Origin of the sequence: Streptomyces buecherae (assembly GCF_014295035.1) — a bacterium.
Classification (GTDB): domain Bacteria; phylum Actinomycetota; class Actinomycetes; order Streptomycetales; family Streptomycetaceae; genus Streptomyces; species Streptomyces youssoufiensis.
Map to the genome: position 1 here is coordinate 4895094 of NZ_CP060404.1, position 12986 is coordinate 4908079.

Consider the following 12986-nt stretch of genomic DNA (forward strand, 5'->3'; position numbering starts at 1 on the left):
CGCGAAGGTGCGGCGAGCTGGTCTGTCTGCGTCTGCGTCTGCGCCTGAGGGGCCAGGGGAGCGTGGCTCATGCGTTGGCCCCCGAGTACTCCTTGCGGCGGGCGACGATGAGGCGGGCGGCGCCGTTGACGACGAGGGTCAGCAGGAAGAGCACTAGGCCGGAGGCGATCAGCGCGTCGCGGCCGTCGTCGCTGGCTTCCTTGAAGCCGCTCGCGATGTTCTGGGCGATGGTGCCGCCGCCGCCGTCGAGCAGGCTGGTCTGGATGTCGAAGCTGGTGGAGAGCACCGTGGCGACGGCCATCGTCTCGCCGAGCGCGCGGCCGAGGCCGAGCATGGAGGCGCTGATGATGCCGGAGCGGCCGAAGGGCAGCACCGACATCCGGATGACCTCCCAGCGGGTCGCGCCGAGCGCGAGCGCCGCCTCCTCGTGCATCTTCGGGGACTGGAGGAAGACCTCACGGCTGACGCTGGTGACGATCGGCAGGATCATGATCGCGAGCAGGATGCCGATGGTGAACAGCGAACGCGGCGTGCCGTCGTTGTACGCCAGGATGCCGGTCCAGCCGAAGTAGTCGTCGAACCACTTGTAGAGCCCTTCGAGGTGCGGCACCAGGAAGAGCGCGCCCCACAGGCCGTAGACGATGCTGGGGACCGCGGCGAGCAGGTCGATCACGTAGCCGAGCGGCGCGGCGATGGCGCGCGGGGCGTAGTGCGAGATGAACAGGGCGATGCCGACGGCCACCGGGACCGCGATGATCATCGCGATGATGGCGCTGACGACGGTGCCGAAGAGCAGGACCGCGATGCCGAAGCTGGGCTCCGCGCTGTCGGCGTTCCACTCGAAGGTGGTGAGGAAGTTGCCTTCGTTCTTGCTGAGCGCCGAGGCGGCCCGGACGGTCAGGAAGAGGGCGATGGCCGCCATGACGACCAGCAGGGTGATGCCGGAGCCACGGGAGAGGCCGAGGAAGATCCGGTCACCGGGCCGGGTGGCCTTGCCCGAGCTCACCTTGTCCACCGCGAGCGGCGGCTGCTTCTCGGGTGGCGGGCTGGTGGGGGAGGTGGGTGTTATGTCCATGTGTTTCTCCGGTCTGCGGAGCCTGGGTGCGGCTCCTGGCGCGGCGGTGCACCGGAAGGCGCGGCTGGCCCCCGTTCTCGTGCCGCACGCCCACCTGGGGTGCGAGCTACCGGGGACCAGCCGCGCTCGGGGTTAGGAGAGGGTGGTGACGGTGTCGCGGACCTTGGTGGCGACCTCGGGCGGCAGCGGGGCGAAGCCCAGCTCCTTCAGCGAGCCCTGACCGGCCTCGCTGGCGGTGTAGCCGAGGAAGGACTTGAGGGCCGCCAGGCTGCCGGCGTCGTTGCCCTTGTCGCAGGCGATCTCGTACGTGACCAGGGTGATCGGGTACGCGCCCGGGGCCTTGGTGTCGTACGCGAGCTTCAGCGCGAGGTCCTTGCCGGTGCCGACGACCTTCGCCTCGGCGATGGCCTTGGAGGCGTTCTCGACGGTGGCCGGGATCGGCGCGTCGGCGCCGGTGTCCAGGTCGACGGTCTTGGTGCCGTTGGAGGCCGCGTACGAGAGCTCGAAGTACGAGATCGCGCCGTTGACCTGCTTGACCTGCGCGGCGACACCGGAGGAGCCGTCAGCGGACTGGCCGCCCTTGCCCGCCCACGCCTTGGCCGGCTCGTAGGGCCACGCCGAGGGGGCGGCGGCCTTGAGGTACTTGGTGAAGTTGTCGGTGGTGCCCGAGTCGTCCGAGCGGTGGAACGCCTGGATCTTGAGGTCGGGCAGCTTGGCGTCCGGGTTGAGCTTCTGGATCGCCTTGTCGTTCCACTTGGTGATCTTCGAGTCGAAGATCTTCGCGACGGTCTCGGCGTCGAGCGTCAGCTTGTCCACGCCGGAGACGTTGAAGCTGATCGCGATCGGGCCGCCGACCATCGGCAGGTTGATGCCCTGGCCGGTCTTGCAGACCTTCTTCGACGCGGTGACCTCTTCGGGCTTGAGCGCCGAGTCGGAGCCGGCGAACTGCGTCTTGCCCTGCAGGAACTCCTGGATGCCAGCGCCCGAGCCAGTGCCCTTGTAGTTGACGCTGATGTCCTTGCACTCGTTGCCGAAGTCCTTGACCCACAGGTCCATGGCGTCACGCTGCGCGGACGAACCGGAGGCGAGGATCTTGCCCTTGCCGTCGCACTTGATCGCCCCGTTGGTCTTCTTGTCGCCGTCCCCGCCGCTGTTGTCGTCCGAGCCGCACGCCGTGAGGACCAGGGCGCCGGACACGGCGAGAGCACCGGCGGCAATGGCGCGAAGCCGGTTCTTGCGCTGAAGCTTCACTTTCGGGAGTTCCTTCCAGAAGCCGCCGGTGGGGACGGCGTGCGAAGAGAGAGTCGATGTCGGTGACAGGGCTAGTGCTCCCTGCCTGGCGCGATGCCCATTGGCTGGTGCGACTCGCACTGTGTAAGGCCGAAATTAGGCAGATCAGGTGAAGCCGTCGACTGGCGTGAGTGAACGGAGGGTGAACCTCACCCATCGGTGTGGTGGCTTACCCGGAGAACCTGACGGCGAGGGTGAATCAGCGGTGCTGAGCTGGTCGTTTGGTAGGGCAGGGGTGCCTGTGCGGCCGTGTGTCACTGGTGACGTGGTGGGGCGTGAGCGCACGGGTGGGGCGGTGGAGGCCGGAACGCCTGGGGTGGGGCGCGGCGCGGTGGGCTGGTGGGTCAGGTGTGCTCGCGGGGGCGGCGGCCGGGTCGTACGAGGGCGGGGGCGGAGCGGGTGCCGTGTGGCGTCGGACGGGGCCAGGCGGGGTCGTGCGGCGTCGTACGGCGTCGTACGGAGGCACGTACGGGGGCGAGGTCGCGTGGCCGGGCGGGGGTGGAGGTGGGGCGGGTGGGCTCGGGGTGACCCGTGTGGGGGAAGGTGGGTGGGCCCTTGGTGGGGTTTTTCCACACCCCTGTCGTTCGGGGGCGTGACGTGGCACGATCCGGCGTTACGTATCAGTAGGTCCGGGTGATCGCGGGGAAACGGAGGCCGACCGGTGCGACGGGAGCAGGCGCGGGAGCGGGGTACGGGCGGTGGCGGCGCGCCGCGCCGCGGGCGCGGGGTGGCGCGGGCCGCGGCCCTGGTGTGCGCGGTGGCCGGGATACTGGCGACGCCCGGGGTGGCGCAGGCGGCCCCCGCCGAGCCCAAGCCCAGGAGCGCCAAGGAACTCGCGGAGGTGCACCGCCGGGTCGAGGCCCTCTACCGCGAGGCGGAGCGGGCCACCGACGCGTACAACCTGGCGCGGGAGCGCCAGCGCGAGCAGGGCAAGGAACTCGACCGCATCGCGAAGTCCATCGCCGCGACGCAGCGGGAGATGGCCGCGCTGCGCAAGCAGGCCGGGGCCATGGCCAGGGCGCAGTACCGCAGCGGCGGCATGTCGCCCGAGGCGCGGGTGTGGCTCAACGCCGACCCGGAGGGCTTCCTCGACGGCGTGGCGCTCGCCCGCAAGGGCCAGCACGCCACCAAGGGCGTGCTCGGCAGCCTGGCCCGCACCCAGGCCGACCTCGACCGGTACGCCAAGGACGCCAGCGCCAAGTGGGCCCGGCTCGAACAGTCCCGCACGCAGCGGGACGCCGCGCGCAAGGACGTCAAGGCCAAGCTGGACGCGGCGAAGAAGCTGGAGTCCAAGCTCGCCGCGAAGGAGCGCGAGCGGCTGCGCGAGCTGGAGGCCGAGAAGGCGGCCAAGGCCCAGGCGCAATGGCTGCGTTCGGGCGCGGTCAAGGACGCCAGGGGCAAGGCGACCCCGGCCGGTGAGCGGGCCGTCGCCTTCGCCACGGAGCAGATCGGCAAGGCGTACGAGTGGGGCGCCGAGGGCCCGAAGACCTTCGACTGCTCGGGGCTGACGCTGCGGGCCTGGGGCGCGGCCGGCGAGACCATCCCGCGCACGTCCCAGGAGCAGTGGCGCCAACTGCCCAAGGTGGACGTGAAGGACATGCGGCCGGGTGACCTGATCATCTATCACCGGGACGCGAGCCACGTCGGCATATACGTGGGGGACGGCACCATCGTGCACGCCCCGCGCCCCGGCCGGAACGTGACGCTGGCGGGCGCCGGCTCGATGGAGATCCTGGGCGTCGTCCGCCCCGACGCCCCCACCGAGCAGGCGCCCGACCCGGCGGAGGAGCGACCGGCCAAGGGGCAGCCGGCCAAGGGCCAACCGGCGAAGGAGCGCGCGCCCGAGGAGTAGCCGGCCGGGCCCGGCGGGCCGCGCGGGGGCGCGTGGACGGCTGGGCTGTGCGGGTGGGCTGGATTGTGCGGGTGAGCTGGGCCGCGCGGGTGGGACCGAGCACGGGTGTGCCGGGAGCCGTGGGTGGGCCGCTCGGTGTTGGCGTGTACCCGCCGGATCGGGGGTCCGCCCATACCCGTACGGGCCACGGCATATGACCCTGACCAGCGGGCCGGGTGGCATTCCGTTGTGCCGCCAGGGTTCGCTAGGGTCGCCTGGCAACACCCGGCAAGCACACCGGGCCCTTCCGACTCAGCGGTTGCGGCGCGTGGCCGGGGCGGGCGGCCTGGTGTCGCCCGGGGCCCAGCAGCCCGCGTGCCGTCGCCCGCCTCGCGCGGCCGGCGGGGCGGTGGCGACCGGGCTCGGAGGCCCCCCACACCATGGGTCAGCCGCGCCGCGCCGGGCACCATGGGCCGGCCGCGACGGGCGGCCAGGCGCATGGTGAGGGGCGGACCGCGACGCGTCTCGGGGGAGACAAGGAAAGGGAACGATGCCCGTACCGGCACCCGTACCCGTGCCGCGCCAGCGAGAGGCATCGGCCGCCGCGTTATCGGCGCCGCCGGGCCCGCGGCCGGACGCCGGGATCAGCCTGCTGGTGATCGAGGACGACCCCTCCGGGGCGCTCGCGATGCCGGAACTCACGGACTCCGAGGGCAAACCGGTGCGGGTGCGCACCGCCCGTAACCTCACCGAGGCGGAGCGACTGCTCACCGACGAGGCCCAGTGCATCGTCCTCGACCTGGCCCTGCCGGGGCCCGACGACGGCGAGGCGGGCGGGGGCGGGACCGACGCGCTGGAGACGTTGCGCCAGGTCCTGCGCATCGCCCCCGGCCACGCGGTGCTCGCGCTGACCGCCGAGGAGGACGCGGAGCGCGCCGCGGAGGCGGTGCGGGTCGGCGCTCAGGACTACCTGTTCCGCGGCGAACTGGACGACCGGGTGCTCAGCCGCGCCGTGCGGTACGCGGTGGAGCGCAAGCGCGCCGACCGCGCGCGCCGCCAGCTCAGCGAGTCGCGGCTGCGCGCGCGGGAGAACGCGCGCCTGGAGCGCGGGCTGCTGCCGACGCCGTTGTTGGACGGCTCCGACCTGCGGTTCGCCGCGCGCTACCGCCCGGGGCGCAGCCGCGCGCTGCTCGGCGGCGACTTCTACGACACGGTGCGCACCCCCGACGGGGTGGTGCACGCGATGATCGGCGACGTGTGCGGGCACGGCCCGGACGAGGCCGCGCTCGGCGTCGAGCTGCGCATAGCGTGGCGGGCGCTGACGCTGGCCGGACTCAGCGGCGACGCGCTGCTGTGCACGCTCCAGGAGGTGCTGGAGCACGAGCGGGACGACGAGGAGATCTTCGCCACCCTGTGCACGGTGGACATCGCCCCCGAGGGCCGCAGCGCCGGGTTGTACCTGGCCGGACACCCGGCCCCGCTCCTCACCCACCACGGGCAGGCCCCCGACCTCCTTCCGTACGAGGACGGCGGCCCCGCGCTCGGCCTGCTCGCGGGCGCGCGCTGGCCGTGCCGGGAGGTGGAGCTGGGCGCGGAGTGGAGCCTGATGATGTACACCGACGGGCTCATCGAGGGCCGGGTCGGCGCGGGCAGCGACCGGCTGGGCGAGGAGGGCATGGTCGAACTCGTCCGCGCCCTCCAGGCGGCCGGCCTGTCGGGCGAGACGCTGTTGGACGCCGCGGTGACGCAGGTCCGCGAACTCAACGGCGGCGAGCTGACGGACGACGTGGCGGTGCTGCTGCTGGATCGCGGCGGCGCGTGACCGGGTCGCACGGGACGTAGCGAGCGGGGCCTGACGCGCCGCGCCGCCGCGCGGCGGCGTGCCGGGGCTGAGGAGCGGGGCTGACGGGCGAAGCCGTGGGGCCGGCGACGGGCGCGGGGCCCGGCGCCCGTCGGGGGCCCGTCGCCCGTGGGGGGAACTGGCGCCCGTGGGGGAGTTGGCGGGTGGTGCGCGGGCTCAGCGGCCGTTGAACGGGCCGTACGGGCCGTCCGAGCTGGAGCCGCCGCGCCGACCACGACCACCGGAGACCTGTCGCAGCGCGGGTCGTACGTCCACCATGTACACGATCGTCGCGATGAGCCCGATGATCGGGATGAAGGACATGACGGACAGGAACAGGTTCGCCGCCGTCGCGATGCCCAGCAGGATGAGCCAGAAGGGCTTGGTCTGCTTGTCCGCGGCCCGGTACGCGTCCTCACGGCGGATCGCCGAGTCGACGAAGGCGAACAGGCTGAAGAGCAGCAACCCCCAGGAGACCCAGTAGAAAATCTCGTTGAATCCCTGCACCAGCACGTCATCCACCGCCTGAGATGTAGTGAGCGTCCATCGCTTCCGTCGGGCGTGTCAGCGGCAACGGTACCCGTACGGCGGAACGGGCACGCGGGGCACGCTCGGCCCGCCGCCAGACCGTTGCCCGCCCGCCCCCGGCCGGCCCCGCCGCGTACGTCCCCGACCCCGTCGGGCCAACGGGGTCGGGGACGCGGACGGGCTGGAGACCGGCCTGGGCGGTGCCGGCCGGTGCGTCACTCCGCGGACTTGGGCGCGGGCTTCTTCACCGTCGGGTCGCCGTTCGGGTTCGCGCCCGGGTTCGCGTTCGGGTTCGCGTTCGGGGTGGGGGTCGCGCCCGGTGGCGTCGGCTTCGGGGCCGCCGACCGCTGACCGGCCGGCCGGGTCCCGCCCGCGCTGCCGCCGTCCTCCGGGGCCCCGGCGCTCTTGGTGGTGGCGGGGGCGCCCTTGGCGGGCGTGCCCTGGGTGGACGTGCCTTGAGTGGACGTGCCCTGGGTGGGGGTCTCCTTGGCGGAGGCGTCCTTTGCGGGGGCGCCCTGTGTGGTGGCGGGCGCGTCGGCGCTCGCCGCGCCGCCGGTGCTCGCGGCGGCGCTGCCGTTGGCCTTCGCGGTGCCGTTGGCCTTCGCCGTCCCGCCGCCCTTCGCGGCCCCGTCACCTGCGACCGTCCCGCTGCCCTTCGCGCCGTCGGCCGGGGCCGGGGTCGCGAAGGGCGGCCGACGGGCCGGGCCGGCCGGGCGGGGCGCGCCGGGGCGGCGGGCGGCGGGGTGGCGATGCGGTGGGTGGGGCGGGTACGGGGCGGCGCCGTGTCCCGAGCCGTACCGAGTTCGCCCGGCGCGTCGGTCTCGCCGTCGACCTCCTCCTCCTCGTCGGAGGTCTCGCCGCGCCACGTCTGCACGGCACCCCGGCCGCGTACGGCCAACTCGTCGTAGGTGTCGCGGGCGCGCACCGCGTACTCGGCGACCCGGCCCACGCCCTGCAACGTGAGGTCCTGGGCCGTCTCGCGGAGCTTCTTGATGTCGGTGTCGAGGCCGCTCAGCAACTCGCTCAGCTTGGCCTGGGTCTGCTGCGCCTGCTGCGAGACCCGCTCCTGGACGGCCTTGGGGTCGGTGTCCCGTACGGCCGCGATCCGCCCGGGCGCCTCGGCGACGAGCCGGTCGAACAGCGCCGGGGCTTCCTTCAACTTCTCGGCCGCGAGGTCGGCGGCGCCGGCCACGGCGTACAGCGGGGTCGGGTTGATGATGCGCTTGCGGAGATCTTCGGTGCTGGCCATGACGGGTGTCCTCCCGGATCGGTCAGGGCAAGGTGCGCTGCCGTGCTGTTCGGTTCTGCCGTGTCGGTGCTGTTCTGCCTGTCGGCTGCTGTTCCGGTTGCCGGTTGCCGGTTTGCGGGTTGCTGGTCGCGAGCCGCGGGCCGGTCGGGTGGGCCGGGGCGGCGTCGGCGGCTTACGCCTCGTCGGGGGTGTGGGGCTGGGCCCCGCCGCGTCTTGGGGGTGCCGGTGCCGGGGTGGCCGCGCCCGGGTGTGTGGCGGCCGGGCGCGGGCCGGGGTTGGTGCCGGGCGTGCCGCTCGCGGGGTGCTGGGGGCCGCTGTCCGCGGCGTCGGCTATGCCGTCGCGAGGGGCACCCGGCGCGTTGCTGGCCGGGGCGTCGGGAGCGGGACCGCCGTGGTCGGCGGCGCCGGCCGGGCGGCCCGACTCGGTGCCGTTCTCCTTGCGGAACGACTCGTAGATCTGGAGCAGCACCTGCTTCTGCCGCTCCGTGATGGTCGGGTCGGTCAGGATCGCGCTGGTGACCTCGGCCTCGGCCCGGTCCCGCGCGTCGAGGATGCCGGCCTGGACGTACAGCGTCTCGGCGGAGATCCGCAGCGCCTTGGCCAACTGCTGGAGGATGTCGGCGCTCGGCTTCCGCAGTCCGCGCTCGATCTGGCTGAGGTACGGATTCGACACCCCCGCCGCGTCCGCGAGCTGCCGCAACGAGAGCTGGGCCGTACGCCGCTGCTCCCGCAGGAACTCGCCGAGGTTGCCGACGTTCAGTGCTGCCATGCCTGCGATGCTGCCGCCCGTCGCTAACTTTTGCAAGCGACCGCTTGCAAAAGTGGCGTGTCGCACGGGTGAGGGGTGCGCCTCTGGGCTGGGGCCTGACTTCCGTGAAGCGGACCGAAACCTGCCGGCCCTCTGCTCCACGAGCTTCCGACCCCCTCAGCGGCTCCACGGCCGCCCCGCCCCCCGTTCCGCTGTCAGCGGACCTGCTGGACCGTGCGGGGCGGGCTGTCAGGATGGCCGGTATGGGGAAGAGCGTGGCGGTGCGGCGGCTTGATCTCGGGTACTTCGTTCGGCCCGCGTCGGAGACCGGTGGTCCGCGGCCACGCGTCGAACCCGTCCTCGCCTACCTCGTGCGCCACGGTGACGGGCTGATCCTCTTCGACACCGGCATCGGCGACGCGGGTCCCGAAACCGAGGCGCACTACCGGCCGCGCCGGCGCGCGCTCCCCGATGCGCTGGCGGCGTCCGGTGTCGCCCTCGGTGACGTTTCGATGGTCGTGAACTGCCACCTGCACTTCGACCACTGTGGCGGGAACCCCCTGCTGGGCGGCACCCCCATACTCGTCCAGGATGTCGAGCTGGCCACCGCCCGCCGGGGCGACTACACCGTCGAGGAACTGGTCGACTTCCCCGGAGCGACCTACGAGGAGGTCGCCGGCGAGGTCGAGATCTGGCCGGGTGTCTGGGTTGTTCCGACGCCCGGGCACACCCCAGGGCACCAGTCGCTGGTCGTCCGGCAGGATGACGGCACGGTGGTCCTCGCCGGCCAGGCGTACGACCTCGCCTCCCACTTCGCGTCCGAGCAACTGGCCCGGCAGGCGACACTGGACGGCGTGGAGCAGCCCGTTCCGCCCTACCAGCCCTGGCTGGACCGGCTCGCCGACTTCGAGCCACGGCGCGTGTTCTTCGCCCACGACTGCTCGGTCTGGGAACCGGCGTAGCGACGCGTACCGCTGACCCCGGGCCGCTGGCGCGAAGCCGCATACCGCATGCCGCACACCGCATGCCGTACACCGCATGCCGTACGTCGCCAGCGAGCGGGCCAACTCCAGCCCGCGCCCCCAGGCGGGGCGAAGCGGGCCCGGTCGAGCCCCCGTCAGGTAGCCCGTCGACGAGGATTGACCTTCCCCCTGGGGGAGCCCACAGCATCGGTGGGGCCGGGCGACGTGTCCGGTGTGAGGAGGAGCGGGCATGGGGTTGCTGACCATCGGGGCGTTCGCCAAGGCGTCCCGGCTGTCGCCGAAGGCGTTGCGGCTGTACGACGAACTCGGCCTGCTGACCCCTGCTCGCGTCGACCCGGTGACCGGCTACCGCCGTTACGCGCCGGAGCAACTGGACCGGGCCCGACTGGTGGCCTGGCTCCGGCGTCTGGGGATGCCGCTGGCGCGCATCCGGTGCGTGTGCGCGCTGGACGCGGGGGCGGCCGCCCGGGAGATCCGCGCGTTCTGGGCCGAGGTCGAGGCCGACACCGCTGCCCGGCGGGATCTGGCCACCTTCCTCATCGACCACCTGTCCTGGAAGGACCCCGCCATGACCGAGACCACCAGCCCGCTGGGCATCCGTTACGCCGCCCTCTCCGACGCGGGCCTGGTCCGCGCGAGCAACCAGGACACCGCGTACGCCGGGACGCGCCTGCTGGCCGTCGCCGACGGGTACGGCAGTGGCGGGGGGCCCGCGAGCGCCGCCGCCGTTGACGCGCTCAAGCGGCTCGAAACCGACGGCATTCCGGCGGGCAACCTGCTGAACGTCCTTGAGGACGCCGTCGAGCAGGCCCAGCGGGCCGTGCGCGGTGTCACCGGGGCCGGGTCCGGGGCTGGGGCGGACGAAGCGGGGACGACGCTCACCGCGATGTTGTGGACGGGGTCGCGGTTGGCGCTCGTCCACATCGGGGACTCCCGCGTCTACCTGCTGCGCGACGGAGAGTTGTTCCAGATCACGCACGACCACACCATGGTCCAGGCGATGGTCGACGAGGGTCGCCTGAGCCCGGAAGAGGCCGCCTCCCACCCGCAGCGGTCCCTGTTGCTGCGGGCCCTCGGCCAGGGCGCCCCCGACCTGCGCCTGCACGACGCCCGGCGGGGGGACCGCTACCTGCTCTGCTCCGACGGCCTGTCCGCCGTCGTGCCGAGCGAGGAGATCCGCCGGGTGCTCGCCGCGACCGGCGAGCCGGAGCCCGCCGTACGCGAACTCGTCGACCTCGCCAACGCCTCCGGCGGGCCCGACAACGTCAGTTGCGTGGTCGCCGACGTGATGGAGACCCAGGGGTAGCGGGAGCGGGTGGCGGGTGGCGGTGCCGCCCAGGCTCGGCCCACGCGCGGCGGTGGTATGCGGGGGTGCCGGGCCCCACGCGACCGGGGCCCAACACGACCGGGGCCAATGTGACCGGGCCCCACACGAGCGGCCCCCACACGAGCCGGTCAGCGCGGCGTCTGTCAGTGCCCGCCGTTAAGGTGGCCCGATGGCCGTGATCAGGAAGTTCCAAGTCACCTTCGACTGCGCCGAACCCGAGCGGGTCGCACGCTTCTGGTGCGAGGTGTTGGGGTACGAGGTACCGCCGCCGCCGGAGGGCTTCACTAGCTGGGACGACTTCGTTCGTTCGTTGCCGCCCGAGCGGCAGGACTCGGCGTTCGCCTGTGTCGATCCCTCGGGCGAGGGCCCGCGGCTGTTCTTCCAGCGGGTGCCCGAGGGCAAGGTCGCCAAGAACCGGGTCCACCTCGACGTGCGGGTCGGCACCGGGCTCGTGGGCGCCGAGCGCCTGGCCGCGCTGGAGGCGGAGTGCACGCGCCTGGTCGCGCTCGGCGCGGAGCGCGTACGGCTGCTGGTCGCCGACGGTGTCAACGAGTCGTGCATCGTGATGCGGGACGTCGAGGGCAACGAGTTCTGTCTCGACTGACGTGGCGGGCCCTCGGGCCCGCCACGCGTCGGCCGAACTACCGGGCCAGGGGCGCCGGTTGGTCGAGACGGGTGAGCTTGTGCGGGTTGCGCATCAGGTAGACGCGGGTGACCTGGCCGCCGTCCACCACGACGCTCAGCGCCGTCGGCTCGCCGTCGACCTCGAGGCGGACCGCTGGCGCGCCGTTGAGCCATACGGTCGTCGTCGCGAACGGGTCCATCGCCTGGTGGGCCCGTGCGAGCACCCCCGCCACCAGCGCGGCCCCGTGCAGCGGTGCCAGCGCGGCGGTCGCCACCCCGCCGCCGTCCGCGATCAGCACCACGTCCGGCGCCATGACCTCCATCAGCTCCTGCAACCGCCCGGTACGCAGCGCGGCCAGGAACCGTTCCACCACGGCCCGCTGCTCCGCCCCGCTCACCCGCATCCGCGGACGCCGGGCCGCCACGTGCGCGCGGGCCCGCCGACCGATCTGCCGCACAGTGGCCGCGGACTTCCCGACGGCCTCGGCGATCTCCCCGTACGGCAGCTCGAAGACCTCGCGGAGCACGAACACCGCCCGCTCCGTCGGCCCGAGGGTCTCCAGGACGGTGAGCATCGCGATCGACACGCTCTCCGCGAGTTCGACGTCCTCGGCGACGTCGGGGCTGGTCAGCAGCGGTTCGGGCAGCCACTCGCCGACGTACTCCTCGCGGCTGCGGGACAGCGCGCGCAGCCGGTTGAGGGCCTGCCGGGTGACGACGCGTACGAGGTAGGCGCGCGGGTCGCGCACCTCCGCGCGGTCCACGTCGGCCCAGCGCAGCCAGGACTCCTGGAGTACGTCCTCCGCGTCCGCCGCCGAGCCGAGCATCTCGTAGGCGACCGTGAACAACAGGCCGCGGTGGTCGACGAAGGGATCACCGGTCATGCCGGCGACGCTACGCGGGGCTGCTCGGGGCGGGTGGCCAGCGGGATCGCGCACGCGTCGGAGTAACCCTGTGACGTGACGCCGTGTGCCGTGTTCACCCTGGTCGACAGGTTGGCGAAGCCGACGAACACGGTGAGTTCGACCAACCCCGCCGGCCCGAGCTGGTCGAGCAGGCTCGCGGACAGCTCGTCGGTGACGGTCGTGGGGGTGGTGGTCATGGCCTCGGCGTACTCCATCACCTCCCGCTCCAGCGGCGTGAACACCCCCGACTCGCGCCAGCGCGGCACCTGGCTCGCCTTGGCCGGCTCCAGGTTCTGGTTCAGCGCGGCGAAGTAGTTGACGTCCAGGCACCAACTACACCCGACCTGCGCCGCGACCGCCATGTGCGCGTACGTCTTGAGGCCCTCGTCGACCGCGTCCCACGTGCTCATCCGGCCCGCGAAGTCCAGGGACGCGGCGGCTGCGGCGGGGTGGTTGAACGCCACCTCGACCGGTTCGGGCGCCGAACCGAACTGCTGGATCAGGTTCTCCTTCAACTCGGCGGGGATCTCTGCCTTCGGGATACGCGGGGTCATGCTCAGCTCCTTGTCCGGTGGCCGGGTGGCCG

At 73.0% G+C, this 12986-nt stretch carries 12 protein-coding genes; 5 read left to right on the forward strand and 7 right to left on the reverse strand.

Going from position 1 to position 12986, the window contains the following annotated elements; genetic code table 11:
• Nucleotides 1-67: 67 nt before the first annotated feature.
• Together pstC and pstS are read right to left on the reverse strand one after the other, a co-directional pair.
• A complete protein-coding gene (gene pstC, locus H7H31_RS19085; RefSeq protein WP_187063274.1) occupies nt 68-1075 on the reverse strand; it encodes a phosphate ABC transporter permease subunit PstC in 1008 nt (335 codons plus the stop codon).
• Nucleotides 1076-1207: 132 nt separating this feature from the next.
• Nucleotides 1208-2326 (reverse strand): phosphate ABC transporter substrate-binding protein PstS, encoded by a 1119-nt coding sequence (gene pstS / locus H7H31_RS19090; RefSeq protein ID WP_187063275.1) that lies wholly within the window; start codon nt 2324-2326, stop codon nt 1208-1210.
• A gap of 700 nt (nt 2327-3026) precedes the next feature.
• Here pstS and H7H31_RS19095 point away from each other — a divergent pair.
• Together H7H31_RS19095 and H7H31_RS19100 are read left to right on the forward strand one after the other, a co-directional pair.
• Nucleotides 3027-4217, forward strand: a complete 1191-nt coding sequence (locus H7H31_RS19095) for a C40 family peptidase (protein ID WP_232109957.1) — start codon at nt 3027-3029, stop codon at nt 4215-4217.
• A gap of 529 nt (nt 4218-4746) precedes the next feature.
• Nucleotides 4747-6018: a PP2C family protein-serine/threonine phosphatase gene (locus H7H31_RS19100; RefSeq protein ID WP_187060021.1), complete on the forward strand. Its 1272-nt coding sequence runs from the start codon at nt 4747-4749 to the stop codon at nt 6016-6018.
• 195 nt (nt 6019-6213) lie between these two features.
• Here H7H31_RS19100 and H7H31_RS19105 read toward each other — a convergent pair whose 3' ends face one another.
• From H7H31_RS19105 to H7H31_RS34095, 3 genes are all read right to left on the reverse strand, one after another.
• Nucleotides 6214-6549 carry a DUF2516 family protein gene (locus H7H31_RS19105; protein ID WP_176166184.1) on the reverse strand — a complete coding sequence of 112 codons (336 nt, stop codon included), beginning with the start codon at nt 6547-6549 and terminating at the stop codon, nt 6214-6216.
• A 230-nt stretch (nt 6550-6779) separates the two neighbouring features.
• A complete protein-coding gene (locus H7H31_RS19110; protein WP_187117980.1) occupies nt 6780-7430 on the reverse strand; it encodes a hypothetical protein in 651 nt (216 codons plus the stop codon).
• Nucleotides 7431-7985: 555 nt separating this feature from the next.
• Nucleotides 7986-8582, reverse strand: a complete 597-nt coding sequence (locus tag H7H31_RS34095) for a helix-turn-helix domain-containing protein (protein WP_232109958.1) — start codon at nt 8580-8582, stop codon at nt 7986-7988.
• Between the two features lie 242 nt (nt 8583-8824).
• Between H7H31_RS34095 and H7H31_RS19120 the strand changes: the two genes are divergently transcribed.
• The 3 genes from H7H31_RS19120 to H7H31_RS19130 all read left to right on the forward strand — a co-directional run bounded on the left by H7H31_RS19120 (nt 8825) and on the right by H7H31_RS19130 (nt 11475).
• Complete coding sequence (locus H7H31_RS19120; RefSeq protein WP_187060615.1) at nt 8825-9523, forward strand: N-acyl homoserine lactonase family protein; 699 nt, start codon at nt 8825-8827, stop codon at nt 9521-9523.
• 250 nt (nt 9524-9773) lie between these two features.
• Nucleotides 9774-10850, forward strand: a complete 1077-nt coding sequence (locus H7H31_RS19125; RefSeq protein ID WP_187060616.1) for a MerR family transcriptional regulator — start codon at nt 9774-9776, stop codon at nt 10848-10850.
• Nucleotides 10851-11040: 190 nt separating this feature from the next.
• Complete coding sequence (locus tag H7H31_RS19130; RefSeq protein ID WP_187060617.1) at nt 11041-11475, forward strand: VOC family protein; 435 nt, start codon at nt 11041-11043, stop codon at nt 11473-11475.
• Between the two features lie 37 nt (nt 11476-11512).
• Here the strand turns inward: H7H31_RS19130 and H7H31_RS19135 are convergent, their stop codons facing one another.
• Nucleotides 11513-12379 (reverse strand): RNA polymerase sigma-70 factor, encoded by an 867-nt coding sequence (locus H7H31_RS19135; RefSeq protein WP_187060618.1) that lies wholly within the window; start codon nt 12377-12379, stop codon nt 11513-11515.
• Entirely contained in the window at nt 12376-12954 is a 579-nt protein-coding gene (locus H7H31_RS19140; protein WP_187060619.1) for a carboxymuconolactone decarboxylase family protein, read from the reverse strand. The genes H7H31_RS19135 and H7H31_RS19140 overlap by 4 nt, the downstream gene beginning before the upstream one ends.
• Nucleotides 12955-12986: the final 32 nt, after the last annotated feature.

Coding starts and splice junctions, on each gene's coding strand:
- H7H31_RS19140 (WP_187060619.1), bottom strand. CDS start 12,954: ATGACCCCGCGTATCCCGAAGGCAGAGATCCCCGCCGAGTTGAAGGAG.
- pstC (WP_187063274.1), bottom strand. CDS start 1,075: ATGGACATAACACCCACCTCCCCCACCAGCCCGCCACCCGAGAAGCAG.
- H7H31_RS19125 (WP_187060616.1), top strand. CDS start 9,774: ATGGGGTTGCTGACCATCGGGGCGTTCGCCAAGGCGTCCCGGCTGTCG.
- H7H31_RS19135 (WP_187060618.1), bottom strand. CDS start 12,379: ATGACCGGTGATCCCTTCGTCGACCACCGCGGCCTGTTGTTCACGGTC.
- H7H31_RS34095 (WP_232109958.1), bottom strand. CDS start 8,582: ATGGCAGCACTGAACGTCGGCAACCTCGGCGAGTTCCTGCGGGAGCAG.
- H7H31_RS19120 (WP_187060615.1), top strand. CDS start 8,825: ATGGGGAAGAGCGTGGCGGTGCGGCGGCTTGATCTCGGGTACTTCGTT.
- H7H31_RS19130 (WP_187060617.1), top strand. CDS start 11,041: ATGGCCGTGATCAGGAAGTTCCAAGTCACCTTCGACTGCGCCGAACCC.
- H7H31_RS19100 (WP_187060021.1), top strand. CDS start 4,747: ATGCCCGTACCGGCACCCGTACCCGTGCCGCGCCAGCGAGAGGCATCG.